Here is a 26,552-nt window from a genome sequence, read left to right on the forward strand (position 1 = left end):
CCCCGGAGGTTGATCACCAGAACGTGTCCGATGAAATCGGATGCCGAGATCGTCTTGTTCGGGGTTCACCAGGTCGGGACCGGACAATTCGCCGATGGTTCCCGCTGCTGCCGGGAAGTAGTCGATATCGGTTTGCCACCGGGCGCAACGGAGTCGAACGGGCCCCCTCCCCGTACCGCCGAATCAGAACCTCTCGCGCATGCTGTCCCGCTCAGCGCTACCAGCGCAGGGATGCCGCCGCTTGCGGAATGCCTTCTCGGCGGTGCTTCGGCTCCGTCGGCCAACTCGCTCACGAGCAATAGCGTGTGGACGTGCAGGCGCGCGATGACAGGCCAAAAACGAGACGGCGGCCGCCGGAGGACGCGGGCGCTCTACACCGAGGCGTACAAGCGTGAGCGCCGCCGTCAAGGTCGGGGTTGGGTGGTCCTGATGGCGGGTGTCGTGATCGGTGCGACCCACGTCGTAATTCATCTCGGGCAGCTTCGGTTTCTTCCGAGCGCCGGATGGCAGGATCTCGCGGTCGGCTATCCGATGGCGATGGTCCTCGCGCTCGTCGGTCTCATGATGATCGCTTCCCGCACCCGAAAGCCGAGGGGCGAGTATTGCGGACTCGCTCCCGTGATCTGTAGTGCCGCGCGGGGCATTTCATCCCACCGCGCAGGATGCCAACGTCATGGCCCCCAGCAGGGCCACTACTGGTAACGCAGGCAGGGCAACGGCGGTGCACGCTACGAACGCCCGCGCCCACCGGAAGGGAGCATGCGGGATCACTCGGTCCACGGCGAGACGATCGAGCCGCACAACGGTGGCATCGGAAACCATACCGAGGGCGGGCAGAGGAACAGGGTGCGGGCGCAGCGAAGTCAGAGCGCGCCGCACGGGGTCTCGTCCGTGCGAGCGGGCTGCGCGGGCGTCCGCGTCGAGTTCGACCAGAGCGCGCACGAGCGAAGGTGACGCTCGCATGATCGGTAGCCACGGAAACGCATAGGCCACCGACTCGGCAATGCCTACGAGCAGATGATGCCGGCCATCGATGTGTGCACGTTCGTGTGCGAGGACCGCCTCGACTTCAGCAGGCGTCAACTGCGTACGCAGCCCCTCGCTGGCCACGACCATCGCCGGTCGTCCCGCGACGCTGTACGCGAGAGGACTGTCCAACGGAAGCCACAAGGTCGACGCGGGTTGATTCGAACCGGAAAACCCGACGCCTCCAGCGATGATGCGCAGCAGATCGATGTGCCGCTCGTACACTCGCCGTCGCTCACACACTGCGCGCCTCAGGTGAATGATCCAGCGGACTGCGCCGCAGCCCAACATCGCAATCCCGACAACCCCGACGATGGCCTCGACGCGGGCAGGTATGTCGCCCTGAAGGGCGAGCCAGCATTGGTGTGCGATGTCGACCAGGGTCGTCACGCCCCCATGACTGGGGATCGCACTGAGCACGACCGGTACCGCAATGCTGACCAAGGTGCCCACAACGAGCGCCGACCACGTCAAGAGCGTGACGTGCGCATCGATACCTCTGTCGATCATCGACCTCATCAGCAATGGCGCGGCAGCCGCAACCAACAGCCCACCGAGGGCCCACAGGAGTACGGCAGTCACCTCTGACGCTCTTTCAGACCGCGGGTGAGCACCTTCGATTCGTCATCGGAAGCGCCGCGGGCGAAGTGCAGCAGCACGCTCGTCGGGTCGCCGGTCGATTCGAGAAGTATTCGCAAGGCGTCGGAGGCGGCTTCTTCCCTGCTTCGGGTGGCTTCGTACCAATATGCCCGTCCGTTGCGTTGTCGGTGTACCCAGCCTTTACGGTGCAAATTGTCGAGCACCGTCTGAATCGTGGTGTACGCCGGTTCTCGACCGTCCTCGAGTTGATCGATGACATCACGAACCCGGACTGCGGCGCTGGTATTCCACACCACGTCCATCACCAGAGCTTCGAGCTCTCCCAAACCCTGCATGAGTGCCTCCTAGGCGCGTGTTCACTCTATCCCGTCGAACGAGCCAGCTACGTGATCCTTCGGTAGCGAGCACCCTGGTCCGAGAGGTTTGCATGCCTCGAATACGAATGCGGCCGTAGGCTCACGCCAGGTAGGACACCGATGTCATCATTCCCGCTTCCCCGTGATAGAGGTTGTGGCAGTGCAGAAGCCACTGGCCGGGATTGTCGGTGTCGAAGTCGACTTCGACAGTTTGGTTCGGCAAGACCAGCGAGGTGTCCTTCCGGGGGCCCGATCCGGCACCGTTGACAACCTCGAAGGTGTGCCCGTGCAGATGCATGGGATGAAACATCGTGGTGGCGTTGACGAAACGAAGTCGTACTCTTTCGCCTTCGCGAACGTCGAGGGGAGTGTGCTGCTCGTACGTCTCACCGTTGAGCGTCCAGGTGTACCCGCCCATCTCCATCCCGAGAGCGATGTCGTACGTGCGATCCGGCTCGCGTGCGGACAAGCGGACCGTATCGAGCGACCGCAGTCGATCAGCCATCACCGGGGCTGCAGAGAGTTCGGCAGGCCGGACTGAGGACTGCGGCGCGGCGCCTGGCCCGGTACGCAACACAGCGAACCCGCTCCCGTCCTTACCTTCCGCGGCGGCGACAATCGGAAACGCCCCGTCCTGCAAGGTGATGATTGCGTCGTAACGCTCTCCCATCCCGATCAACAAGCATTGCGCCTGCTCGGGCTGAACCGGAAATCCGTCGCTGTGAGTAACAGTGAGAGGATGACCCCCCACTGCGAAACGGAAGGCCGTGTCGGCAGCTGCGTTGATGATGCGCAGGCGCAGCCGCTGGCCCGGCCGTCCGCCGAGCACGATGGGATCGGCCCCGATCTTGCCGTTGATCAGGTAATACGGGTAGCTCACGTCGCCGGTGTCGCCACCGAGAGGCGACTGGGCGGTGGGCGCGCTCATCGACATGCCGCCCATCGACATGCCCTCGCTGCGCAGCCGTTCGAGTTCTCGATCGGGGTCGCCGGCTACCCCGTCGAGCCAGTCGTCCAGGACCAGGACGGCTTCGAGGTCGTAGTCCGAGCCGTCGGCGGGGTCCTCGACGATCAACGGTGCATACAGTCCTCTGTCGAGTTGGGTACCGACGTGAGGGTGAAAGAAGTACGTGCCCGCGTCGGGCACGGTGAAGTCGTAGCCGAACGAGTCACCGGAAGCCACAGCCGGCTGAGTCAGGCCCGGCACTCCGTCCATGTCGTTGCGCAAGGCGATTCCGTGCCAATGGATCGTCGTCTCCTGCTCGAGGCGGTTGTCGAGCTGTGCGCGCAACACATCACCTCGGCTCAGGCGAATCTCGGCACCGGGGAGTCTGTCGCCGAAAGTCCAGGTCTGTACCTGCACTCCGCCGAGGTCGATCGTGCTGGGCTGAGCACTCAAGGAAATATCGACTTGTCTGCCGGTAGCCGAGCGGCGCGCGTCCTCGGCCTGTCCCACCACATCGGAGTCCGGTCCGACGACTGCTGTTGCGGACGAGCCATTGCCGCATGCCCCCAACACGACGGCACTCGTTCCGGCCGCGCTCAGCGCGAGAAAGTTGCGGCGCGTGAGCGAGAACGCACCTGCCCGCTGCCCGGTCATACACATCTCCCAATTCTGTAGAAGTCCGTCCGCCGGCGGGCGTTCGATCCTCGCCGCGTTGCTGGTGCTGGTGCTCGTGCTGAGATCAGCGCACAAGCGCTGTTACCGCCTCCCGCACCTGACTCGGGTCGTAGAACACCGGCGTCGAGGTGATGCGCTCGATCGTTCCATCGCTCTGGACCAAGAAACTCAGGGGCAGGACAGGGGGCGCGTCAAGTGTCTGCAACGCCGCGTCGGCCTGATCGAACGAGGGATAGTGCACTCCCAGCTCGGTGAGCAGGCTCAATGCCGCATCGGCATCGTCTTGGACGTTGAGACCGACGACCCGAACCGCATCCGGTTCTGCGGCGTACTGGGCCAGAACCGGAATCTCCTGTCTACACGGACCGCACCACGACGCCCAGACATTGAGCAATGTGGGTTGCCCAGCCAGGGAGGTCCCCAGATCGGATAAGTCCGACGTTCCCAAGCATCGTGCGGACGTACCGACGAGCTCGCCAGTTACGGGGGACGGAACCGGCGACGAGGTCGGGCACGGCTCGAGGGCAGCACGGGTAGCGATCACTGCCGACGGGAGATCCTCGTCCTCGACGTGAGGTGCCGATCCTGCGGACCCCACCGACTGGGTCGAGGGATCTCGAGACCACAATGCCAGCGCTCCAACAACTGTCACGATGACGATGATCGCAAGTAGGGACCAGCGTGTCGTCACCCGCTGCACCCTGCACCTCTGTCTCGTTCACCTCGACGATGCCTTCCGGTCTGTCAGCGTCATACTACACGATCTACTATCTTCGATAGTAGCAACGTGGATCCTGCACGCCTTCAACGCTTTCGCGGCCCCCTTCACCCTCGGGCCTCACAGTGCCAGCACACAGCTCTCCGGCCGTTCGCCGAAGACGACCGTCCCCATCGAGGCGCACGATGAAGGCCGTCCATCGACGCCGAGTCCTTCTGGCGCAGAAGATATTACGTACATGAACCCCGGCTCCCGAGAAACAACCCGACGATCGAAATGGGTCGCAAGGTGCGAATGTTACCGATGTAATTCACTGTGACTGATGGTGCTTGTGCGGAAAGGGTGTAATAGTGATGCGGCGTGTCGCCTTGACTCGAAGGCGACCTGAATTACTGCCAGGTATGCAGTTGCCGTCCAGGAGGACCACCGACATGAGACCTCTGCCCTCGTCCTCGTACATGGCGCACCGAACTCGGTGGGGTACTCGCATCCTCGTCGGTACCGCGTTCGTGGGAGGCATCCTCGCGCTGGCACCCACGGCGTCTGCAGCCCCGGACGCCGATTCGGCTGCGCCGCCGCCTGCCTTCCCCGCGCAGGCCCAATCGGACCCGCACGTCCAACAGGAGGTCCTCGATCTCGTCGTCGGCGCACTACGCGAGATTCGCGCCAACGGCGCTCTCGACGACCTGGCCGGCCCACAGAGCCGCATCGTCTCCTGCCTCGTGGGCACGATCGGAGCCACCGATACAGCTGACGGACCAACGGGAGCCCTTTCGCGACTGATCCCCTGTCTCGCGCCGATCGACGACATCGACCCCACAGTTCTCCCCCGACTGGTGTCGTCGATGGACGTCGCCACACTTGCATCCACACTCGCGGCCGCCGAGACTCCCCACGATCCGGCCACCCCGCACACCTCGTCGCGCGGACATGCGGCGGTCCCACCCGGCAGGTCGAACGCCGAGCCCTCGACCGAACAACCGACCGCCCAAGGCACCCAGGACACTCAGGACACTCAGGACCCCGAGTCGGCCGCCGACCCGTCGACGCCCGAACTGCCCGCGCTCGAACCCGACGCCACTGTGCCTGAAACGTCGGCACCCGGCACGTCATCTGAAACAACGACACCCGAAACCACGACACCCGAGGCGGGCGATCATCCGTCGGCCGCCCCGCAATCCCCTACCGGCACAACAGGGTCGAGCAACGGAAAGTATCGTGCGCCGACAACAGGAACGTTGACCTCGACCTTCGGCGACGGTCGCGCCCATCAAGGAATCGACATCGCCAACTCCACCGGTACACCGATCGTCGCCGTTGCGGACGGCGAGGTGATCAGCGCGGGACCGGCCCAGGGCTTCGGACTCTGGGTGCGTATACGCCACGATGACGGCACCGTAACGACCTACGGGCACAACAACGACAACCTCGTGACCGTAGGTCAACGCGTCACTGCTGGTGAAGAAATTGCGACGGTAGGAAACCGGGGTATCTCCACCGGTCCACATCTGCACTTCGAGGTCGACACACCCGCCGGCAACAAGGTCGACCCCAGACTTTGGCTCGCGGAACGCGGAGCCACCATCACCGGTTCGGACCGTGACTCGTAGTCGAGCCTCGACCGCACGGCCCGCCGATGGGAACGAATTCCGCACTGTTGCACTGACTTCGGATGCGTCTCTGCGGTCTCGTTTTCACCATCAGACCTGAACCCTCGGTGCCTCGACATGTTCAGCGGGAGCGCAGTACGATCGCCCGCATTCCGGTAAGTTCGCCGTACCTACTGCGAGCCCGAGAGGTGAAACGGGGGCCTACGACCGAACAGCCGCGTCGGACAGCGCGACACCCCGAGAGGCGAGCCACTCCTGAGGATCGACCTTGCTCCCCGCCGCGTCGACGACCTCGAAATGCAGGTGAGGCCCGGTCGATTGGCCACGATTGCCGACGGTGGCGATCTGCTCACCGGCTTGTACTCGTTGCCCCACTGTCACCAAGGTTTGATCGATGTGCCCGTAGACCGTTGTCGTTCCATCGTCATGTTGAAGACGTACCCAGAGGCCGAATCCGTCTGCAGGACCGGAGTCGAGCACGGTAGCGTCGGCTGCCGCGTAGACGGGAGTTCCGATAGCGTTGGCGATGTCGAGCCCGGTGTGCGTAGTCCCCCATCGTGGACCGAAATCCGAGGTCAGGGTCCCGGCGACCGGACGAACGACGAGTGGTCGCAGCGGCGCTGCATCACGCGCAGCGCTCTCCTCTGCCCTTCGTTGCCCCTTCGCCAACTGCTCGATCGCATCGTTGATATTGGAGATCTCCGGTATGGCGAGGATCTGAGGCAAGTATTCGGCCACCGGGTCCTGCATCGGTGTCGCTTCGTGCACGGGGACTGCCTGCGCCTGTGCGGGACTCGCATATTGGGCACCCGCCGTGACCAGAGCGCCCGCTGCCACCGCAATACCGACAGCGACACTGCCGCGGCGCTCGGTGGCGCGCGCCCGAGCGCGATGCCGCCCTCTCGGCGTCACCGCCACTCCCTGCACGTCACAGTCCATCAACTGTCGACGTCGGTCGGTCATGCGGGTCATACGGTGTTGTGCCACAGCAGAGTCCTCGGTAATCGAATGGAGCGAGGCGTAATCATCGACGTGCGCACCTCACTGATGTATCGAACGGATCACGACGCGATAACGAAAAGATACACGACGAGTGGGGTAATTACTATCATGGTTAGTAGTTCGATGTCCCCCGCAGTGGTTTCGTGCCTCACAGCGCGGTAGCACCGGACGTCGACGGTCGGAGACCATCGGCCGGCGAACGCTGCCTTCTCCATGCGAGAGCACACCCCACGACAGCAAGAACGACCGCGGCGTACTCCGGAAGCGGTCCCAGCTTTGTCGCCCACGTCGATCTCGTTTCCAGGGCAACATCAGCGACCAACGTCTGCGCAGTGAACAAGCCCGAACGATCTGCGACCTTCCCCTGTGGGTCGATGACGGCACTGACCCCACTGGTCGCCGCAACGAGAACAGTCCTGTTGTGCTCGACCGCCCGCAGCCGCGACATCGCCAACTGCTGGTAGGTCATGTCGGTGCGCCCGAACGTCGCATTGTTGGTGGGGACCGTGATCAGCTGCGCCCCCGCACGCACGGACTCAGTGACCAGGTCATCGAACGCGACCTCGTAACACGTGGCGACGGCCGTCGGAATTCCGGCGATATCGACGACACCGTCGCCCGACCCGGGAACGAAGTTACCGGCCTGCGAGGCGTACGAGGACAACGCCGTCATCACAGATCGCATCGGGAGATACTCTCCGAAAGGAACAAGTTTGCGTTTGTCGTGTCGCTCCCCTGGTCCGAGTACCGGATCCCACACGATCGAGGTATTCGTCGAGGTGCCGTCGTCGTTGCCAAGGACCGCACCGACCAGAATCGGCACCCCGACCGACCGCGCTGCAGCGTCGATCCCGGCAGTGGCGTCGGCATTGCGCAGCGGATCGATATCGGATGCATTCTCCGGCCAGATCACCAGGTCGGGAGCGGGCACACTGCCGACGGTGATGTCGTCCCCGAGTTGCCTTGTTCGCTCGATGTGATTGTCGAGAACTGCTCGACGTTGCGAGTTGAAGTCCAGACCCAACCGCGGAACGTTGCCTTGCACAACGGCGACCGTCGCACGCGCTGCGCCTGCGTCGCCAGCGGGAGTGAGCGCGAAAGCCAGAGCTGGCACGATCACTACAGTGGCCACCGATCCGACTGCGAATCGCGACGTCGGCGAGCGTACCTGGCGGACCACACTTGCCAGTGCCGCGCCGATCACTGCGACTGCGAAAGATACACCGGGCGCACCGGCGAACGCGGCAAGCGAGAGCAGAGGGCCGTCTGCTTGGGCGAAAGCTAATCTCCCCCACGGAAATCCCCCGAACGGAATCCGTGCGCGCAGACCTTCGGTGGCGGTCCAGATCGCGGCGATCCACAGCGCTTCGAAGCGCAACCCGGACACTGCGGCCGCTGCAGCGCAGAACAGTGCCACTGCTATCGCTTGGATCGCCGCGAGCGCCAGCCACGGCGGGGCGCCGACGTAGACGCCCACCCAGGGCAGAAGGGGCAGAAAGAACGCAAGCCCCGACAGATACCCATAGAAGAATGCCGCCCGGATGGAACGGCCGCGGATGACGAGAACAAGAACCCCGATACCCAGCGGCGCGAGGAACCACAGCGACCGAGGTGGAAAGCCCGCGTACAACAGCACACCAGCAGATACCGCGGACGATGACCTGCCTGCTATCGCGGTGAACGCACGACGTCGGGTTCGTCGGTGACGGTTCATTGTTGTTGCGCTGGACTCGATATCGAGCATGCCTGCATGGCTCTTTTCTCATGTACGGCATAGCGCCACCTGACCACCCTCGGTTGCTACTATGCACGATAGTAGTAACAGCGGTGAGCCCGGACCGGCTCCCCCGCCGACACCGCGCCTCTGCGACGTCGATGCATACCCCGGGATATCGACCGCGCACCTTCGCTGTGCCCTTTCTTCTTCGCGGTGCCCTTCGTGGCCGGGCATCGACCGGTGCACGGACCACCCTCGGCTCGCACAAGATGCGTGCTGGACCCCGGGATGGAGACTGGCTTCTACCGCGCCGCAGCACGCCGACATATGCGGGTGCATCTGCTCTGGCGGCCATCATGATCACCGCCCCGATCGTCCTGGCCGTGTTCGACGTGACCAGAAACATGTGGTGCCTGCGGGCGGGCGGTGTGACCGCCCGATTCGGCGGCGGCACATCAGGGGCACCCTGAATGGGTTTGGGCCAACCCAGTTTCCGGCTGCTACCGTCGAGGCGTTGTGAGAATCTCTGTGCTGGGCCCGCCGCGCCTGCGGACGGTTATCGCAGTCGCCGCTGTCCTGTATTTGTTGGCTCACACCATCGCTCAATGCGGCATCGCCTGGGAACAGGACCATCACAGCGACGGCGTACACATCGTTTCGTCCTCGTCTCAGGCCGCCGCGGAACTCTCCCCGAACCACGCGCACATCGACGTCGGATCGCCCCACATGGCGCACGATACGAACACCGTCATCGCAATGCCCCGATCCGACAACCCGCCCCGCCCATCGACCATCGCCGCGGTCGCCGCGATGGCCTTCGATGTGGTGTTGGTGGCGATGTCTGCCCCGCGCATTTCGCGAGCCCCACCGGATCTACCCATTCCGATCCGGCACGGCCGAACCGTCTTGAACGAACTCTGTATCAACAGGTGCTGATCAGCAGCCCGCGGGCCATCCGAGGACTCCTCTTCTCATGGCCCAGTTCGTGCTGCCCATCACTCACTTACTGCGCCCTCGCAGGTCACATACAGGGATTACTCATGAACAGTGCTGTTCGCTCCACACTCGTGCCACCGTCCTCCGCCGGCCACATGTTGGCGACCGCCAAGAACTGCCCGGAACCGAGCACGATGGTCGGCAACACTCCTGTTCTGTGGATCGGTGAACCGTTCGCGGACTCCGGCCGCGGTTTCTGGGCGAAACTCGAAGGCAGCAATCCCGGCGGGATGAAAGACCGCCCCGCGCTGCACATGGTCGAGAAAGCAAAGGCCCGCGGCGACCTCGCTCCCGGTTCGATGATCATCGAATCCACCAGCGGCACCCTCGGCCTGGGTTTGGCCCTGGCCGGGATCACCCATCACCACCCCGTCACCCTCGTCACCGACCCGGGACTGGAACCGATCGTGCACCGGATGCTCGTCGCGTACGGTGCCCGCGTCGAACTGGTCACCACACCGCACCCCGACGGCGGCTGGCAGCAGGCCCGGCGTGAGAAGGTCCGTGAGCTCCTCGATACACATCCAGGGTCGTGGTGCCCGGATCAGTACACCAACCCGGACAATGTCGAGGCGTACGAGTCGCTCGCTCACGAACTCATCGCCCAGCTCGGCCGCGTCGACACCTTGGTTTGCTCGGTGGGTACCGGAGGGCACTCCGCCGGGGTGGCCAGGGTGCTCCGCCGGTTCTGCCCCGACCTGAAACTGGTCGGTGTCGACACAGTCGGCTCGACCATCTTTGGCCAACCCGCCAGCACCCGGTTGATGCGCGGGTTGGGCTCGAGCATCTACCCGGACAACATCGACTATCCGGCCTTCGACGAGGTGCACTGGGTGGCGCCGCACGAAGCGGTGTGGTCGTGCCGCACCCTGGCGGCGACGCACCACGCCAGCGGCGGCTGGAGCGTCGGGGCCGTGGCCCTCGCGGCCGGCTGGATCGCTCGCACCAGCCCCCCGGAGACCCGGGTCGCGGCGGTCTTCCCCGACGGACCGCAGCGCTACTTCGACACCATCTACAACGACGAGTACTGCACCGAGCATGGCCTGCTCGACGTTGACCCGCCGACCGAGCCGACGACCATCGCCCACCCCACCGATGAGACTGTGACGTCGTGGACGCGGTGCGCCACCGTCGTCGATCCCACCGTCGTCGATCCCACCGAGAGCGTTCGATGAAAACTTTTCTGACCAAGTTCCGTAGCTTCGACCGGCCCAGCCAGGTGTTGATGGTCAACCAGTTCTCCATCAACGTCGGTTTCTACATGCTGATGCCGTATCTGGCCGGGTATCTGGCCGGTTCCCTGGGCCTGGCGGCGTGGGCGGTCGGGCTGGTGCTGGGGATGCGGAACTTCTCTCAGCAGGGGATGTTCCTGCTCGGCGGCACCCTCGCCGACCGCCTCGGATACAAACCCCTGATCGTCGCCGGCTGCCTGCTGCGAGTTGCCGGTTTCGTACTGCTCGCGGCCGTGGAATCGCTGCCGGCGATCCTGCTCGCCTCGGCCGCGACCGGGTTCGCCGGTGCGCTGTTCAACCCGGCCGTGCGGGCGTATCTGGCCGCCGACGCCGGTCCACGGCGGGTCGAGGCGTTCGCGGTGTTCAACGTGTTCTATCAGGCCGGGATTCTGCTGGGCCCGTTGATCGGTCTCGCGCTGACCACCCTCGACTTCCGAGTCACCTCGCTGGCCGCGGCCGCGATTTTTGCTGTGCTGACGATCGTGCAGATTTGGACGCTCCCCGCGCACCGGGCCGAGACGACCGGGGCCATGACATCGGTACTCGAGGACTGGCGGGTGGTGATGGCCAACCGACCCTTCGTGCTGTTCGCGCTGGCGATGATCGGGTCCTACGTGCTTTCGTTCCAGATCTATCTTGCGCTGCCGCTGCAGGCTGCGGTGGTAGTCGGTGACGGCAGGTCCGACACCGCTCTGGTGACCTCGTTGTTCGTGGTCTCCGGCGTGGTCGCGATCGCCGGGCAGTTCCGGATCACGTCCTGGTTGTCCCGCAGGTGGGGTTCGGGGCGAAGCGTGGTGGTCGGTATGGCAATCATGGCGCTGGCGTTCCTCCCGCTGATCGTGCTGCCGAGCCCGGCCGCGCTGGGCGGGTGGGCCGCCGCCGGTGCCCTGGTGTTCACCGCTGCACTGTTGGCGGTCGGCACCGCCGCGGTGTTTCCGTTCGAGATGGACACGGTGGTGACCCTGTCGGGTGGGAAGCTGGTGGCTACCCATTACGGGTTCTACAACACCATCGTCGGGGTCGGCATCCTGCTCGGCAACCTGGGTACAGGTGCCGTCTTCGGGCTTCTCAGCGACGCGCATCTGGGTGCACTGATCTGGGCGATACTGACCCTGGTCGGGGCGGCATCTGTGGCCGCTCTCTATGCGCTCGATCGATCCGACCGGCTCACCCCACCCCCCACCGAGACCATGGTGACCGAAAGCGGCGAGGTACCGGCCACCGGCTAGCGGCAGTGCACGCCGAGAAGTGGCCTGCATTGCCCACACCCGAGACCTCGACGATGGTTGCCGAACAGAGGGTGTGACGCGGCACCGTTCACGACTATCCACCGACCGGTGGCCCGCATTCACACGAATGCGGGCCACCCACGCCTCAGGCGGGGGTGTTGCGGTGACGTTGGAGGCGACGGACGACGGGGTAACCCGTGACCACCCCGAGGACGATACCGATTTGCATGAGCATCCAGAACGCAGCGTCGGTGGCCGGTGGCATGGTCTCGGTGTAGTACAGCAGCAGCATCCAGCCACCCATCCCGAGGTCGAACGCCAGTACGGTCAGTGCAGCGACGCCGAGCGCAGCCACGACAGAACGCCGAATGGATTGCCTGCGTACCGACTACGGGTGTGATGGCCGAATGCTCGTATACGAAGAGCATGATCGTGGCCAGTATGGCGATGACGATGATCATCACCCAAAGAACACTCTGTCCGCACGAGATTCGACGTCGGCAAGGACGGAAGCGACATCATCGAGAAGATTGTGGGCATCTCTGCGCGCGCGTAATCCGCGTTCGTAGTAGCCGGAGTCGAGGACGCCCGCCGATGCAGGCTCTGGTGCGACGTTCGATTCTGGGTGCCGCTCCCGCATCCGAGGGCGGTGTTCCGGTCAGTGCCCAGGGTCATGCCGTAGCACCGGTGCGGCACATCTCGTTGCATACCGTAGGGGGGTATGGTAAATCTGTAAGTGGGTCGCGACGACCTCGATCACATTCCGAATCGAAGAAAGAAGGGCATCGATGAACACCACCGTCACCGTCACCGGAATGACCTGCGGGCACTGCGTCTCCTCGGTCCGAGAGGAGATCAGCGGCATCCCCGGTGTGACCGCCGTGAATGTCGACCTCGCGAGCGGCCGAGTCGAATCGACTCGGACACCCCGATCGAGCAGACGGCCATCGCCCACGCAGTCGACGAGGCCGGCTACCAGCTCGCCTCCTGATCGACACCAGACCCGGACAGGAGATTCGCACGATGAACGCATCATCGAAGTTCGTCGGATTCACCATCGCCCTAGCCGCGGTCTTCGGGCTCGCCTTCGGAGCCGGGGACGCCTTCGGCCCCGAAGGTGCCGCACCACCCGACACACACGACACCTCGACTCACGACGCCGCCGCGGTGTCCACTGCGGGCGGGCCCGTCGCCAATCAGAGACCTGGAGGATTGATGGTCACCGACAGCAGATACGCCGCGGTGCCCGCCGCCTCGGAGCCGATGCCCGCCGGGCACGGACACACCATCACGTCCCGAGAGGAGCAACGATGAATCCCGTCACGCACCACCCCACCGCCGACGGCCGGGTCGAACTCGACATCGGTGGTATGACCTGCGCCTCCTGCGCGAACAGGATCGAGAAAAAGCTCAACAAGCTCGACGGTGTCACCGCGACGGTGAACTACGCCACCGAAAAAGCACGCGTCGACTACGTCGGTGATGTCTCGACCGAGGATCTCGTGGCCACCGTCGAACAAGCCGGTTACACCGCCACGGTCCCCGCGTCCGCCACCTCATCCACCGACCCCGACGCGGCCGGGCCAGCCGAGATCGACCCCACCGCCTCGCTGCGCCAACGCCTGCTCATATCGCTGGTGCTCAGCGTGCCGGTGATCGCGATGGCCATGGTTCCGGCACTGCAGTTCACCAACTGGCAGTGGCTTTCCCTCACCCTCGCCGCACCCGTGGTGGTGTGGGGGGCATTGCCGTTCCACAAGGCCGCCTTCACCAATCTGCGGCACGCCACCTCAACGATGGACACCCTCATCTCGATGGGCACCATCGCAGCACTGGGGTGGTCGCTGTATGCCCTGTTCTGGGGCACCGCCGGAATTGCCGGCATGACCCACCCGTTCGAGCTGACCATCTCCCGCTCCGACGGCGCCGGCAACATCTACCTCGAGGCCGCCGCCGGAGTCACCACCTTCATCCTCGCCGGCCGCTACTTCGAAGCACGCTCCAAGCGGCGCGCCGGAGCCGCCCTGCGTGCCCTGCTCGAGCTCGGCGCCAAGGAAGTCTCCGTCCTGCGCGAGGGTGCCGAACAGCGAATCCCCACCGACCAACTCATCGTCGGTGACGAATTCGTCGTCCGTCCCGGGGAGAAGATCGCCACCGACGGCGTGGTCGCCGACGGTTCTTCCGCGGTCGACAATTCGATGTTGACCGGCGAATCCGTGCCCGTCGAGGTCGGACCCGACGATCTGGTCGTCGGCGCGACGGTCAACGTCGGCGGACGAATCGTGGTCCGGGCGACCCGCATCGGCTCGGACACTCAGCTCGCGCAGATGGCGAAACTCGTCGAAGACGCTCAGACCGGTAAGGCCCAAGCTCAGCGTCTGGCCGACAAGATCTCCGGAGTCTTCGTCCCGATCGTGATCGCCCTTGCCGCGGCGACACTCGGCTTCTGGATCGGCACCGGCGGCGGGATCGCGGCCGCGTTCACCGCAGCCGTCGCCGTCCTGATCATCGCCTGCCCCTGCGCCCTCGGCCTCGCCACCCCGACCGCACTGATGGTCGGCACCGGCCGCGGCGCTCAGCTCGGCATCCTGATCAAGGGTCCCGAGGTGCTCGAATCGACCCGCCGTGTCGACACCGTGGTACTCGACAAGACCGGCACCGTCACCACCGGCAAGATGACTCTGCTCGACGTGATCACCGCAGCCGACGACGACACCGCGCAGGTACTGCGCCTGGCCGGTGCACTCGAAGATTCCTCCGAGCACCCCATCGCCCAGGCCATCGCCAAAGGTGCCCGCGAGAAAGTCGGCACCCTGCCACCGGTAGAGCAGTTCACCAATATCGAAGGCCTCGGAGTGCAGGGCATAGTCGACGACCACGCAGTGATCGTCGGACGGGCCCGCCTGCTCGCCGACCGGGCGCAGCATCTGCCGGACGATCTCGACAGTGCCCTGCGCGCAGCCGAATCCGAGGGCAAGACCGCCGTCGCAGTCGGGTGGGACGGTCGGGCTCGCGGCGTGCTCGTCGTCGCCGACGCGGTCAAAGCCACCTCCGCCGAGGCGATCGAGCAGCTGCGGGGCCTCGGGCTGACGCCGATCATGCTCACCGGCGACAACGCAGCCGCCGCGCGTGCCATCGCCGACCAGGTCGGTATCGACGAAGTGATCGCGGAGGTGCTGCCCGCAGACAAGGTGGACGTCGTCAAACGGTTGCAGGAACAGGGCAAGGTGGTGGCGATGGTCGGCGACGGCGTGAACGACGCTGCCGCGTTGGCGCAGGCCGACCTCGGTCTGGCGATGGGCACCGGTACCGACGTTGCGATCGAAGCCAGCGATCTGACGTTGGTGCGCGGTGATCTGCGCGCCGCAGCGGACGCCATCCGCCTGTCCCGCCGGACGTTGGGCACCATCAAGGGCAACTTGTTCTGGGCGTTCGCCTACAACGTGGCCGCCCTCCCCTTGGCTGCGGCCGGGCTGCTCAATCCGATGCTGGCCGGTGCAGCGATGGCGTTCTCGTCGGTGTTCGTGGTCAGCAACAGCTTGCGGCTGCGCCGGTTCAAGCCCCTCGCCGGATAACCGCGCGGGTAGAACCAAGCGTCTCAGAGGCTGGGGTGGGCGTGGCATGCAGGCGCGCCCGCCCACCCCACCGCTACAACCCCAATGCAGCCTACGAAAGGAGAGGACCATGTCCTTCGTGACAACGACCTTGGTGCAGATCACCCGGCACCCCACGACCCGGGCGGTGGCCCGCTGCGCGGTGATGTGCGCTGCGGCGGCGGCCCAGCGACGACTCGACGGACCGACCCTCTCGCGCCATACCCCGGGCGGGCATAATCGAGGATGCTCGGCATGACACTCGGATTCCAGGAGGACACCATGGCCACTCCCGCGGCCACCACCGCCCCCGCGGCCGCGCAGGCACCCGCCGAGACCGACGGCCATGATCACGCCGCGCACGGCTACATCACCGAAAAGGACGCCTACCTCAAGCGACTCAAACGCATCGAAGGGCAGGCCCGCGGACTGCAGCGCATGGTCGAGGAGGACAAGTACTGCATCGACATCCTCACCCAGGTCTCGGCGATGACCAAAGCCTTGCAGGCGGTGGCCATGGGCCTACTCGAAGCCCATATCAGTCATTGCGTGGTCGACGCCGCCATCGCCGGCGGTCCCCAAGCCGACGCAAAGATCAAAGAGGCCACCGACGCAATCTCACGGCTCGTCCGCTCCTGAGCACCCGGCAATGCGAAGCCAGTCCTCGCCGTCCACTCCGGCGTCTACTCCCGCGTGCTTGTCGGAAATCTCGACGAGGCGGCGCAGGCAGGGGCCGTCATGACCGAGGCCGTACCGACGATTCTGCGCGATCGCCGAGTCCTCGCCACCGTGGCTGCGCTGGCAATACTGGCAGTGGCTGCCGCCCTCGTACCCCACCCGTCGATCACTGTGGTGCGCGAGTGGGCGGAGTCGATGGGCCCGTCGTTCGTGGTGGTGTTCTTTCTGACCCAGGCGGTGTTGACGATTGCCCCGGTACCGCGCACGGTGTTCACCCTCAGCGCCGGACTGTTGTTCGGTCCCGCCGCCGGGGTCGCCGTCACGATCGCCGCCACAACTGTCAGCGCCGTGCTGGCGTTGCTGCTGGTGCGCGCGCTCGGGCGCACCGCGGTGCAGGCGCGGCTGACGCATCCTGCGGTCAAGTCCATCGATGCCCGGTTGGCTCGGCGGGGGTGGCTGGCCGTCGGGTCCTTGCGGCTCATTGCCCCGGCACCGTTCGCCCTGGTCAACTACTGCTCCGGGCTCTCGGCGGTGCGCCTGCTGCCCTACACGACGGCCACTGTAGTGGGGATTCTGCCCGGCACGATCGCCGCGGTGCTGTTCGGGGACGCTTTGACCGGGCGAACGAATCCGGCACTGATAGTGGTGACGTCGGTCTGCGTGGCCGCCGGGGTGGCAGGATTGCTGGCCGACGCCCGCCTGCCGGTGTCGCAGGCACAGCCCGATACCGCAGATGGTGCATCGAGAAGCGGTCGTCTTCGTCGTCTGTCGCTGCCGGACGGCGAATAGGACGTAGCGAGAAATCCTACAATTTTGCTGCGCCTGCACCGCCAAAGCCAGCGGAGCCGCCGAACTCCTGACCTACGCGAGAAGTAGGGCACGCGCGTTCCCCGTGGATTCGCAGTCGAAGAGCCCACACCATCACCCCCACCGACATCACTCCGATCACCGGCTGCACAGGTGCCCATAGATCCAGAGCACCGCTCACCCCGACCGCCATCACCACCAGTTTGTTGCAAATCGGACATCCGACCGCCAACAACGACAACGCATTCGCACTGACCCCTACACGGGAAGAAACCGACGATGCCAGCCCTGTACTCACATATGTCGCAAGAATGAGACCACTGAGGACAGCGGTGGCAATCCACACCGGATAATTCCACCACAACACCGGGGTCATTCGAACGTAGAACGCAGTATCGATGATCCCGGTGGGGATTGCCACGACCAGCGCGGCCACCATCGCGCCCAGTAACGCGGCCACCCAACGCCGCGCCGGCCAGTCACGCATCGTCACAGTCGTCATCCCTCTCCCGGTCAGCGGACGCCACCCCACAAACTACTATCGATGATAGTAGTTTGCAGGTGCGGTGACACAGCGTCAATCGACGCTGACTAGCCGCCCATACGCACAGGCGTCGACCGTCGACGCGACAGCCTCAGCCGACCGTGAGGAACCGTCTACGACTGCCGATACCCGACAATGGTGACCGGACGAGGCGCGCCGGACACAGTCCCATGCGGCTCTCACCGCGCTCCGTTTCCTTCGCTGGTGACGCAGGGTAACCGACACCGACCCCAGAGGATTTTTCTGTGACTTCTTCTTCAGGCCCGACGCGGCGTGTCCGCGCTACCCTGATCGCCTCGATCATTGTTGTTGCCGCGGCATTTTCGGTAAATGCTCCAGCATCAGCGGACCCCGCTGCACCCCCGGCGAACGCATCCGACGCCGTACGACAACTCACTGCACTCAATGCGACCGCATTCACTCTCACCGAGAGCATGTACGCCGCTCAGGACACCCTCGATCGTCGCCGCGGCGAACTGAGTACCGCAGTTCGATTCGCCCACGAGACCTCGGCGGCGGCTCGGGAAGCCGAAGTGGCCGCATCTGCCAACCGTCGAGCACTGGCCACAGCTGTCGACGCCGCGTACAAGGGTGTACCGCAATCCCCTCTCGGGGCCGTTCTGGTCGCGGACAGCCCGCAGCAACTACTCGATCAGATGGTGTTGTTGGACCGGATCCTCGCCGATCGAGCCGCTGCACTCGCCGACTCGACACAGATCGACGACGAAGCGCGAGACCAACTCGAACAAGCCCGGCAAGCACAGGCGTCCGCTGCGGCAGCCGAGGCGGACGCCGCACGTACACAACGCGACCTCGAGCAACGCCGGACCGACCTGGCCGATCAGATCGCCGAAATCACCGACCAATTCGCCGCCCTCACAGATGCGGATCGAGCTGCCATCGTCAGCCCCGGCACCACCAATCCTTCCGAGCTACCCGCCGCCGCCTCGGCTGCGAGTGGAACATCAGCGGAGGCGATGCGCATCGCCCTCGACCAACTCGGCAAACCCTATTCCTGGGGAGCTACCGGGCCGGGGTCCTTCGATTGCTCCGGACTGATCTACTTCGCCTACTAACAACTGGGACTGACCGTTCCACGCGTGGCCGCAGACCAAGCACGAGCGGGCACACCTGTCTCCCGCGAATCAGTGCAACCGGGTGATTTCATCTCTCTCTACGCACCGATCGGACACATCGGGATCTACATCGGCGACGGGAAATACGTCAACGCCCCCACCGGCGGCGACGTCGTCAAAGTCGCGCCCGTTCCCTGGGATGAAGTGACGGCAATCAACCGGCCCATCGCCACCTGATTCGATGTCCACGGTCCGGACGCCGCGACTGCGAGGAGGCCGGATGCCCGTGTGGCAGACCGGTAAGATCGAACCGGTGAGGACTTCAGCCACGGAACCTATGAACCAGAAGTGGCTCCTAGGTGCTGTTTGCGCTTCGATAGTGCTGTTCGGAGTCCTTCTCATGCATTCTGCGCCGATGTCGTTCGCAACGGCGACGGGTATCGGCGAACACTCGATGACCTCGACGGTCAGCGCTCCACCTGTCGTCGAGGAGCATTCGGATGCATCGTCGACGACGGCACCGGAGAGTGGTTCCGCAGCACACTGCGGGAACGGCTGTGGCGATCACAGCTCGGTTATGCATCTATGTCTGGCTATCATCGGTGCTGTCGCGGCGTTGGCAGTCTCACGGGCAATCGTTGTTGGCTTCGCCGGTTCTCTCGTCCACGCTGCGCGGCTGTCGGCAGTTCGTCATCGAACCGGGCACCCGCCGCCCTGGACCATTCTCACTCTCTCCGAATTGTCTGTGCTTCGGATCTGACAGGTGACTCACCGTTGTGTGAGACACAGATATCGACGGGCCAGTGTGCCTGTCGATCCGAACCACCCCACCACAATTTCAGGAGTTTGTTATGCGCTCGAATCGATCTACCCGCTTCACGATCGCGATAACGGCGGCTTCCGCTGTCGCCGCCGCAGTTCTCGCTGGCTGCAGCAGTAACGACGGCGAAATGAACATGCCCGGCATGTCGAGCAGCGATACACCGGCCTCGTCGTCCTCTGAGAATTCCGCCGAAGCATCGGCCGAATTCAACGATGCCGATGTCACGTTCGTCGAAGGGATGTACCCCCACCATGCACAAGCGGTGGAGATGGCTTCACTTGTCGACGGCCGAACCGAGAATGCTCAGGTCATCGAGCTGGCCCAGGCCATCGAAGCAGCTCAAGCACCGGAGATGGAGCAGATGAATGCTCTGCTCACCGCATGGGGACAACCCGCCGTATCCGCCGACATGGGCGGAATGGACATGGGCGGTATGGACATGGGTAGCGGTGGCATGACCGGCATGATGAGCCAGGAAGACATGGGCATGTTGTCGGCCGCTAACGGAGCGGAGTTCGACTCCATGTGGCTCACCATGATGATAGAGCACCACAAGGGGGCCATCGAGATGGCTCAGATCGAGTTGGCCGACGGCTCCAATGCTGATGCCAAGGAGCTTGCCTCTACCATCATCGATGCGCAGCAGAGCGAGATCTCCACAATGGAAAGCTTGCTCGCCCAGTAACTCTCAACGCTGGGAACTATCAACTCGAAGGGCGGGGCTCGGCCGATACCGAGCCCCGCCCTTCGGTTTCGAAGGACCTGGCCCCAATTGAGCTGCCACCCCGATCAACACGGGCCTGGGAAACATGCCTTCCCCCGCCGATGCACCTGGGTAGAGGGTCTTGGTTCGGTATCGAGCCACGGGTTTGCGCTTGGGACACGCAGACTTGCGGGAGGGAAATGGGGCTCTCGGATCGGGCCCCTGTACTGCTAATTGGGGAGGCGTGGATCGTGCACTGCGGCTGCTCGCTTCCTTCTCAGATGGGTAATACAACCGAACTGACGAATTCGTTGCGGATCCAGGCGATGAACAACCCCCACACTCCTGTCAGTAGCGCCACGCCGACTGCGATCATGATGACACCGCCTGCCACTTTGATTCTCTGCGAGTTCCGCCGTAGCCAGCCGACACCGCGCATCGCCGAACTCGAGCCGAACGCAAGGACCACGAACGGTAGACCGAGTCCCAAACAGTAGGCGACGATGAGAGTGACGCCGCGCGCTGCGGTTGCGCCTTCAGTGCCAGCGGCAACGGACAACACCCCGGCGAGCGTGGGGCCAAGACACGGCGTCCAGCCGAGCGCGAACACGCCACCGAGCAGCGGCGCTCCAGCAAGAGACGAGATGGTTTGCGGCGCGAATCGAGTGTCGCGTTGGAATGCGGGAATGAACCCGATGAACGTCAAGCCCATGATGATCGTGATGGCACCGCCGACCTGCTGAAGCACCTGCTCGTTGATGCGCAGGATACCGATGACCCCGAAAATCGAGGCGGTGGCGAGGACGAAGACGATGGTGAAGCCGGCGACGAACAACCCCGCTGCACCTGCCACGCGCCAGCGGCTTGCCAGCTTCGGCGGTGCTTCACCAGTCGAGGCGGCGGCGAGCGGCGGCACGTCGGCACCTGCGATGCCCGCCAGGTACGACAGGTAGCCCGGCACCAGGGGCACCACGCACGGTGACGCGAACGAGACCAGCCCGGCGAGCATACATGCGGCGATCGCCAGTACCAGAGGTCCGCTCGATGCCAGATTTTGGAACGTCGAGCCAACGCCGCCTTGGGCAAGAAGAACAGTCATTCGTCTGCTATCCGTTCGACGACAGGGAGGAGATCTTCGGAGAGGAGGGCACGCATGAACACTGCCGCCACCCGGTGCTCTCGATCGAGTACCAGCGTCGAGGGAATCACGCTGGTCGGGAAGTTCCCGCCGAGGGCGATCAGCGTCCGCATCGAGGGGTCGTAGATCGAGGCGTAGGAGACATTGTTGTCGACAACGAAGTCCTGCGCTTTGTCCTTCTGCGGATCTCGAACATTGATACCGAGGAACTGCACACCGCGCTCGCGGGTTGCTTCGAAGACCTCTTCGAGATCGTCGGCTTCGCCGCGGCAGGGGCCGCACCACTGACCCCAGAGATTGATCACGACCACCTCGCCGTCGTAGTCCGACAGAGCGGTGTTCTTACCTTCCTCCATCAGATCGGGTCCGGCGAGTTCACCGATGGTTCCGCGCGTTTCGGGGGGATCGTAGACGATGTCGGTTCGGCCACCGGGTGCAACGAAATCGAAGCTACCTCCGGAGGGCACGGCGTCGGCGCCTGCGGAACATCCGGAGACCAGGAGTACAACGGCAAGGATGGATGCCGTTGCCGTGGCGGGCAGACTGCTCTGTTCGCGTGTGCGAGCCCCCGTAGGGCGGCCGAGTCTCATGAAGTCGACGCCTTCGCTGCAGTACGGATCTGCGCCGATGTCTCGAACATCGTGGGATCGGTGACGCGGTCGATGCCCCAGTCTTGGCCGGTGACGAAGCTCGGGGCACTGTGACTTCCCTCTCCGGAATGCACTACGGACACGAGGCAGTCAGTTGATTCGGATCGTGGTCGTGGCTCCTGGATCCTGGTCCGGTCGATACCCGGTCGGCAACACCGGCCGGGTCGACGCGGGATTGACGCGACCGGTGCCGCATGACCTCGCCGAAGCACAGGGCGGCGGCTAGCAGGCGACATCAGTTCAAACCCGCGTACGAATGCAGTCCGGAGACCACCATGTTGATGATGAACAGGTTGAACAGCATGGCCACGAATCCGGCGATGTTGATCCACGCGGCCCGGGTGTCACGCCACCCGCTGGTGGCCCGGGCGTGCAGGTACGCGGCGTAGATGATCCACGCGATGAATGAGACCGTCTCTTTCGGGTCCCAGCCCCAGAACCGACCCCACGCGGCCTCGGCCCAGATCGCGCCGAGGATGACACCGATTCCGAACAGGGGAAACGCGAAGATGGTGGTCTTGTACGCCAGCACGTCGAGCGAGTGCGCCGACGGGAGACGAGCGACGATCCGGCCCACTCTGCTGTCGGGGACGGCGTTGTCGTTGGGATATCGGATCCGGATCAGGAACAATGTGCTGGCTGCACCGGAGATCAGGAACACCCCGCTGCCGAGCGAGACGACGGAGACGTGCACGGGGAGCCAATACGACTGCAAGGCTGGTACGACGGGCGGCCGCGTTGGCATAGAGCACAGTTCCGGCAATAAAGAGCAGGATCAAGGTCGGCACGAGGACGAACAACCATAGTGTGCGCAGTTGCTCCGAGCGCAGCACGATCAGTCCGGCAAGTATGCCGGCCGCGCAGGTGACGGAGACGAATTCGTACATGTTGCCCCACGGCGGGCGGCCCGTGGCGATCCCGCGCAGGACGATCGACCCGACATGCAAAGTGAGTGCGAGCATCACCAGGACGAGCCCCGTGCGGCCCAGCCGTTCGGACGGGGCTCTACGCTCGGGGACCGGCACGTATCCCGGTGTCGATGATGTCGCTGCGATCAGTTGCGGATGCAGACTCGCGGCCCGGCTCAGAGTCGCTGTTCGCGTCGTTGCGAGTTGTGCGATGAACAGGATCGCTGCGAGAAGGTAGACCACGAAGGCGGTCTCGAAACTGATGTCGCTCCAGCGGGCGAGGGTGTCGTCGATCGGCATGGCGCTACACCGTTTCTGTATCGAGGGTCTCGGAGTGGGTCTTTGTACGAGGCGTCCAGATTTCGGTGCGGAGGGTCTCGAATTCGGGTCCCCATCCGGCGTGATCGGTACGGGCGAGCCCGCCCATCTCCACGCTCGATCGGCCTGTTTCGGCCGGGAGTACACGGAACCAGACTCGACGTCGCTTGATCACCAGCGAGACCAACAGTCCGGTCATCATCGTGATCGCGAACACGAGCACCCACAACTGTGCGGGGTCGTATCCGACCTGCAGGTTGGCGAACTCCTTGGCGCCGTTGAATCGAATGTTGGTGCCGTCGGTGAGGGTCTTCGATTCACCGGGACGCAGGTTCACCCGATCCTGCTTCACGAGTCGGCCCTGGTTGATCATCTCCTGGTCCAGGGAGAAGATCGACTGGGGGATGCCGGTGTCGAGGCCGGTATCACCTTTGTAGATATCCACTGCCACAGCAGGATCGACCAAGTCCGGGAAGCGGGAGGAGAGCAGGGTTCCGTTGAATTGCGCCGTGGGAGCGAAGAGGCCCTCGATGGCGATCTGGCCGCGGCGTCGCTCATCGGCGGTGGCATAGGTCCCGCCGGGTGGATCGAAACGCAACGCCCCGCTACTCAGGAACGTGGTGGCGTCATCGGGCCGGAACTGCAGGGCCTCGGTTCGACTCTGACCGTCGGGGAAGGTCACGGTGAATTCCGGGGCGTATCCGTGTCCGGTGAGGTAGATGCGTTCGTCTCCGAGCCGGAGGGGCTCATTGACCTTGAGCTGGTAGTCGCGCCAGGTGCCGGCAGCGATGTCGGCGGCGGACTGGTAGGAGATGTTCGAGGTGAACATCTCTGCCTGGCCGTTGTCGAGGTAGTCGGCGTTGAAGTCTTTGACTCTGATACAGAACGGCTCTAGCCCGGTTCCATCGGTGCTGTTGCCGGCGCGGAAGGAGTCGTAAATGGCGGGCGAGGTGTTGCAGAAACCGGGCCCGTTGTCGGCGATGACGATGACCGATCCTTCGTAGCCGAAGAGCTTGCCGATGGCGATGGCAGCGAGGAGGCCGATCAGCGAGAAATGGAAAAGTAGGTTTCCCGCTTCGCGTGTGTAGCCTTTCTCGGCGGAGAGGGTGAGCGCGCCATCGGGCTCGGGCCTAACGGCAGTACGCCACCCTCGCAAATGGGGCGCGATGTCGGCGATGACAGTTTTCGGACTACCTGCGAGAGCGCCCGAATGATGAAGCGGTAGTCGCGCAAGGTTTCGGGGTACGCGAACTGGCTGTGCGCGAAGGGCTTTACCATGCTCGATCATTCGGGGAGTCAGGCAGCCGATCAACGACACGAACAGTAGGACGTATATGGCGGTGAACCAGAAACTTCCGAATACGTCGAACAATTCCAACGTGTCCATGACGGGCCCTAGAGCCGGTCGCGCTGCGATGTAGGAATCAACGGCCTGGGTGTTGAGATTGCGCTGTGGCAGCAGGGCACCGGGGATTGCTGCGATAGCGAGCAGGAACAGCAGCACCAGTGCCGTTCGCATCGAGGTCAGTTGCCGCCACCTGTTGCGCACCACAGTGATTGCTCTGCGTAACCGTCCCTGCGATGTGAGCGCCGGAGTTTGATCAGCTGTCACCGCGCCACACCCTTGAGGAATGATCGAAACCTGTGGATCCCGGGAGGGCGCACCTTCCCGGATGATGATCTGTACACGAACAGGATTCTGATCAAGTCCAGCGCGCCAACGCTGGCGGGAAGGCACGCCCGTGCTCACGATAGTGGACCAGGACGACGACTCCAACGAGACCCGCCAGGTAGTCGGCGCGGGCCGCTCGTTGCTCGACGAGATCGTCCGCGACGGCGCCCGGCATATGCTCGCCGCAGCCCTTCAGGCCGAGGTCGCCGACTATATTGCCCGGCATGCCGGTGAGATCGACGACAACGGTCACCGCCTGGTGGTTCGCAATGGCTACCACGCCGAGCGCGAGGTGGTCACCGCCGCCGGCGCGGTGGCGGTGAAGGCGCCGCGGGTCAACGACAAGCGCGTCGATCCCGACACCGGTGAACGCAGGCGGTTCTCCTCGGCGATCCTGCCGGCATGGGCCCGCAAATCCGCGCAGGTGTCCGAGGTGCTGCCGTTGCTGTACCTGCACGGGCTGTCGACCAGCGACTTCGGTCCCGCCCTCGAACAGTTCCTCGGCACCGGTGCCGGTTTGTCGGCCAGCTCGATCACCCGCCTTACGACTCAGTGGCAGGACGAAGCCAAGGCCTTCGCCCGGCGGGATCTCTCGCCGGCGGATTACGTCTACCTCTGGGTCGATGGTATTCACCTGAAAGTGCGGCTCGAGCAGGAGAAACTTTGCCTGCTGGTGATGATCGGGGTCCGCGCCGACGGGCGCAAGGAACTCGTCGCCCTCTCCGACGGGTACCGGGAATCGACCGAGTCCTGGGCGGATCTGCTGCGGGATTGCCGGCGGCGTGGGATGCGGGCCCCGGTGCTGGCGGTCGGTGACGGTGCCTTGGGGTTCTGGCGGGCCCTGCGGGAGGTGTTCCCCGACTCCCGGGAGCAGCGGTGCTGGTTCCACAAGCAGGCGAATGTTCTTGCTGCGCTGCCGAAGTCCGCGCATCCTGGTGCGTTGGCGGCGATGAAGGAGATCTACCTCGCCGAGGACATCGACAAGGCCCAGGTGGCGATCAAGGCATTCGAGATCGATTACGGCGCGAAGTACCCGAAGGCGGTCGCGAAGATTACCGACGACACCGATGTGCTGCTCGAGTTCTTCCGGTATCCGGCCGAGCACTGGGTGCATCTACGCACGACTAATCCCATCGAATCTACTTTTGCGACAGTGCGTTTGCGGACCAAGGTGACCAAGGGGCCGGGGTCGCGGGCGGCCGGGATTGCGATGGCCTACAAGCTGATCGAGGCCGCCCAGGCCCGCTGGCGGGCCGTGAACGCACCGCATCTGGTGGCGTTGGTGCGGGCCGGTGCGCTGTTCCACAAGGGCAAGCTCCTCGAACGGCCCGTCGAGATCACCCCGGAACCGTCACCGGACACGCCGGCATCCGAGGTCGCCTGACACACCCGATCCACAGGATTTGACGATTTCTCACACCCTTTCGACGATTGCATCTCAACTACTACGCAACATAGTAGTTTATGGGCCGTATGCCGTTGTGCGCGGTAGTCGCCTGGGCTAAAGGGGGGCTAGAGGAGAAGTGCTGCAACCA

General features: G+C 64.3%; 27 protein-coding genes and 1 pseudogene. 16 read left to right on the plus strand and 12 right to left on the minus strand.

Features of this window, described 5'->3' with window-relative positions:
• Window positions 1–645 precede the first annotated feature (645 nt).
• From ACHIRB_RS05725 to ACHIRB_RS05740, 4 genes are all read right to left on the minus strand, one after another.
• Complete coding sequence (locus ACHIRB_RS05725) at window positions 646–1,608, minus strand: M56 family metallopeptidase (protein ID WP_395127634.1); 963 nt, start codon at window positions 1,606–1,608, stop codon at window positions 646–648.
• Entirely contained in the window at window positions 1,605–1,961 is a 357-nt protein-coding gene (locus ACHIRB_RS05730) for a BlaI/MecI/CopY family transcriptional regulator (protein WP_032375711.1), read from the minus strand. Before ACHIRB_RS05730 ends, ACHIRB_RS05725 begins: the two co-directional genes overlap by 4 nt.
• A 121-nt stretch (window positions 1,962–2,082) precedes the next feature.
• Window positions 2,083–3,582: a multicopper oxidase family protein gene (locus ACHIRB_RS05735; RefSeq protein ID WP_094662170.1), complete on the minus strand. Its 1,500-nt coding sequence runs from the start codon at window positions 3,580–3,582 to the stop codon at window positions 2,083–2,085.
• A gap of 85 nt (window positions 3,583–3,667) precedes the next feature.
• Window positions 3,668–4,294 carry a TlpA family protein disulfide reductase gene (locus tag ACHIRB_RS05740; protein WP_032375710.1) on the minus strand — a complete coding sequence of 209 codons (627 nt, stop codon included), beginning with the start codon at window positions 4,292–4,294 and terminating at the stop codon, window positions 3,668–3,670.
• Window positions 4,295–4,752: 458 nt separating this feature from the next.
• Here ACHIRB_RS05740 and ACHIRB_RS05745 point away from each other — a divergent pair, with 458 nt between their 5' ends.
• The gene (locus tag ACHIRB_RS05745; RefSeq protein ID WP_395127635.1) at window positions 4,753–5,931 is read left to right on the plus strand and encodes a peptidoglycan DD-metalloendopeptidase family protein; all 1,179 of its coding nucleotides are present in this window, start codon (window positions 4,753–4,755) and stop codon (window positions 5,929–5,931) included.
• Between the two features lie 201 nt (window positions 5,932–6,132).
• On the opposite strand, the gene ACHIRB_RS05750 is transcribed toward ACHIRB_RS05745, so the two are convergent.
• Together ACHIRB_RS05750 and lnt are read right to left on the minus strand one after the other, a co-directional pair.
• Window positions 6,133–6,918 (minus strand): M23 family metallopeptidase, encoded by a 786-nt coding sequence (locus ACHIRB_RS05750; protein WP_395127636.1) that lies wholly within the window; start codon window positions 6,916–6,918, stop codon window positions 6,133–6,135.
• Between the two features lie 163 nt (window positions 6,919–7,081).
• Window positions 7,082–8,647 (minus strand): apolipoprotein N-acyltransferase, encoded by a 1,566-nt coding sequence (lnt, locus tag ACHIRB_RS05755; RefSeq protein ID WP_094642697.1) that lies wholly within the window; start codon window positions 8,645–8,647, stop codon window positions 7,082–7,084.
• 113 nt (window positions 8,648–8,760) lie between these two features.
• Between lnt and ACHIRB_RS05760 the strand changes: the two genes are divergently transcribed.
• The 4 genes from ACHIRB_RS05760 to ACHIRB_RS05775 all read left to right on the plus strand — a co-directional run bounded on the left by ACHIRB_RS05760 (window position 8,761) and on the right by ACHIRB_RS05775 (window position 12,107).
• A complete protein-coding gene (locus ACHIRB_RS05760) occupies window positions 8,761–9,120 on the plus strand; it encodes a hypothetical protein (RefSeq protein WP_395124853.1) in 360 nt (119 codons plus the stop codon).
• Between the two features lie 58 nt (window positions 9,121–9,178).
• Window positions 9,179–9,586, plus strand: a complete 408-nt coding sequence (gene lpqS, locus ACHIRB_RS31240) for a putative copper homeostasis (lipo)protein LpqS (RefSeq protein ID WP_465259339.1) — start codon at window positions 9,179–9,181, stop codon at window positions 9,584–9,586.
• 104 nt (window positions 9,587–9,690) lie between these two features.
• Window positions 9,691–10,821 carry a PLP-dependent cysteine synthase family protein gene (locus ACHIRB_RS05770; protein WP_395124851.1) on the plus strand — a complete coding sequence of 377 codons (1,131 nt, stop codon included), beginning with the start codon at window positions 9,691–9,693 and terminating at the stop codon, window positions 10,819–10,821.
• Window positions 10,818–12,107 (plus strand): MDR family MFS transporter, encoded by a 1,290-nt coding sequence (locus tag ACHIRB_RS05775; RefSeq protein ID WP_395124850.1) that lies wholly within the window; start codon window positions 10,818–10,820, stop codon window positions 12,105–12,107. The genes ACHIRB_RS05770 and ACHIRB_RS05775 overlap by 4 nt, the downstream gene beginning before the upstream one ends.
• A gap of 145 nt (window positions 12,108–12,252) precedes the next feature.
• Here the strand turns inward: ACHIRB_RS05775 and ACHIRB_RS05780 are convergent, their stop codons facing one another.
• Window positions 12,253–12,477 (minus strand): DUF4396 domain-containing protein, encoded by a 225-nt coding sequence (locus ACHIRB_RS05780; RefSeq protein ID WP_094648397.1) that lies wholly within the window; start codon window positions 12,475–12,477, stop codon window positions 12,253–12,255.
• Between the two features lie 653 nt (window positions 12,478–13,130).
• On the opposite strand from ACHIRB_RS05780, the gene ACHIRB_RS05785 reads away from it, so the two are divergent.
• The 5 genes from ACHIRB_RS05785 to ACHIRB_RS05805 all read left to right on the plus strand — a co-directional run bounded on the left by ACHIRB_RS05785 (window position 13,131) and on the right by ACHIRB_RS05805 (window position 17,167).
• A complete protein-coding gene (locus ACHIRB_RS05785) occupies window positions 13,131–13,421 on the plus strand; it encodes a hypothetical protein (protein ID WP_395124864.1) in 291 nt (96 codons plus the stop codon).
• Complete coding sequence (locus ACHIRB_RS05790) at window positions 13,418–15,682, plus strand: heavy metal translocating P-type ATPase (protein ID WP_395124861.1); 2,265 nt, start codon at window positions 13,418–13,420, stop codon at window positions 15,680–15,682. The genes ACHIRB_RS05785 and ACHIRB_RS05790 overlap by 4 nt, the downstream gene beginning before the upstream one ends.
• Window positions 15,683–15,791: 109 nt before the next feature.
• A complete protein-coding gene (locus tag ACHIRB_RS05795; protein WP_395124849.1) occupies window positions 15,792–15,959 on the plus strand; it encodes a hypothetical protein in 168 nt (55 codons plus the stop codon).
• 23 nt (window positions 15,960–15,982) lie between these two features.
• Window positions 15,983–16,339 carry a metal-sensitive transcriptional regulator gene (locus ACHIRB_RS05800; RefSeq protein WP_395124860.1) on the plus strand — a complete coding sequence of 119 codons (357 nt, stop codon included), beginning with the start codon at window positions 15,983–15,985 and terminating at the stop codon, window positions 16,337–16,339.
• Window positions 16,340–16,438: 99 nt separating this feature from the next.
• A complete protein-coding gene (locus tag ACHIRB_RS05805; RefSeq protein WP_395124848.1) occupies window positions 16,439–17,167 on the plus strand; it encodes a TVP38/TMEM64 family protein in 729 nt (242 codons plus the stop codon).
• 16 nt (window positions 17,168–17,183) lie between these two features.
• Here ACHIRB_RS05805 and ACHIRB_RS05810 read toward each other — a convergent pair whose 3' ends face one another.
• Window positions 17,184–17,687 carry a hypothetical protein gene (locus ACHIRB_RS05810; protein WP_395124847.1) on the minus strand — a complete coding sequence of 168 codons (504 nt, stop codon included), beginning with the start codon at window positions 17,685–17,687 and terminating at the stop codon, window positions 17,184–17,186.
• A 287-nt stretch (window positions 17,688–17,974) separates the two neighbouring features.
• On the opposite strand from ACHIRB_RS05810, the gene ACHIRB_RS05815 reads away from it, so the two are divergent.
• The 4 genes from ACHIRB_RS05815 (at window position 17,975) to ACHIRB_RS05830 (ending at window position 20,313) form a co-directional block, all read left to right on the plus strand.
• Entirely contained in the window at window positions 17,975–18,805 is an 831-nt protein-coding gene (locus tag ACHIRB_RS05815; protein WP_395124846.1) for a hypothetical protein, read from the plus strand.
• 9 nt (window positions 18,806–18,814) lie between these two features.
• A complete protein-coding gene (locus ACHIRB_RS05820) occupies window positions 18,815–19,042 on the plus strand; it encodes a C40 family peptidase (RefSeq protein WP_395127643.1) in 228 nt (75 codons plus the stop codon).
• A gap of 100 nt (window positions 19,043–19,142) precedes the next feature.
• Entirely contained in the window at window positions 19,143–19,565 is a 423-nt protein-coding gene (locus tag ACHIRB_RS05825; protein ID WP_395127644.1) for a DUF6153 family protein, read from the plus strand.
• Between the two features lie 91 nt (window positions 19,566–19,656).
• Complete coding sequence (locus ACHIRB_RS05830) at window positions 19,657–20,313, plus strand: DUF305 domain-containing protein (RefSeq protein WP_395124844.1); 657 nt, start codon at window positions 19,657–19,659, stop codon at window positions 20,311–20,313.
• Window positions 20,314–20,608: 295 nt separating this feature from the next.
• On the opposite strand, the gene ACHIRB_RS05835 is transcribed toward ACHIRB_RS05830, so the two are convergent.
• Together ACHIRB_RS05835 and ACHIRB_RS05840 are read right to left on the minus strand one after the other, a co-directional pair.
• Window positions 20,609–21,430 (minus strand): cytochrome c biogenesis CcdA family protein, encoded by an 822-nt coding sequence (locus tag ACHIRB_RS05835; RefSeq protein ID WP_395124843.1) that lies wholly within the window; start codon window positions 21,428–21,430, stop codon window positions 20,609–20,611.
• Window positions 21,427–22,059, minus strand: coding sequence for a TlpA disulfide reductase family protein (locus ACHIRB_RS05840; protein WP_395124842.1), 633 nt, complete (start codon window positions 22,057–22,059; stop codon window positions 21,427–21,429). The genes ACHIRB_RS05835 and ACHIRB_RS05840 overlap by 4 nt, the downstream gene beginning before the upstream one ends.
• A gap of 154 nt (window positions 22,060–22,213) precedes the next feature.
• Here ACHIRB_RS05840 and ACHIRB_RS05845 point away from each other — a divergent pair, with 154 nt between their 5' ends.
• A complete protein-coding gene (locus tag ACHIRB_RS05845; protein WP_080733457.1) occupies window positions 22,214–22,345 on the plus strand; it encodes a DUF3703 domain-containing protein in 132 nt (43 codons plus the stop codon).
• A gap of 9 nt (window positions 22,346–22,354) precedes the next feature.
• Here the strand turns inward: ACHIRB_RS05845 and ccsB are convergent.
• Window positions 22,355–23,327: pseudogene (gene ccsB / locus ACHIRB_RS05850) on the minus strand (c-type cytochrome biogenesis protein CcsB).
• A gap of 4 nt (window positions 23,328–23,331) precedes the next feature.
• Complete coding sequence (gene resB, locus ACHIRB_RS05855) at window positions 23,332–24,957, minus strand: cytochrome c biogenesis protein ResB (RefSeq protein ID WP_395124841.1); 1,626 nt, start codon at window positions 24,955–24,957, stop codon at window positions 23,332–23,334.
• Between the two features lie 130 nt (window positions 24,958–25,087).
• Between resB and ACHIRB_RS05860 the strand changes: the two genes are divergently transcribed.
• Entirely contained in the window at window positions 25,088–26,401 is a 1,314-nt protein-coding gene (locus tag ACHIRB_RS05860; protein ID WP_395124840.1) for an IS256 family transposase, read from the plus strand.
• Window positions 26,402–26,552: the final 151 nt, after the last annotated feature.

The organism is Antrihabitans spumae, from assembly GCF_043944905.1.
Lineage (GTDB): Bacteria > Actinomycetota > Actinomycetes > Mycobacteriales > Mycobacteriaceae > Antrihabitans > Antrihabitans spumae.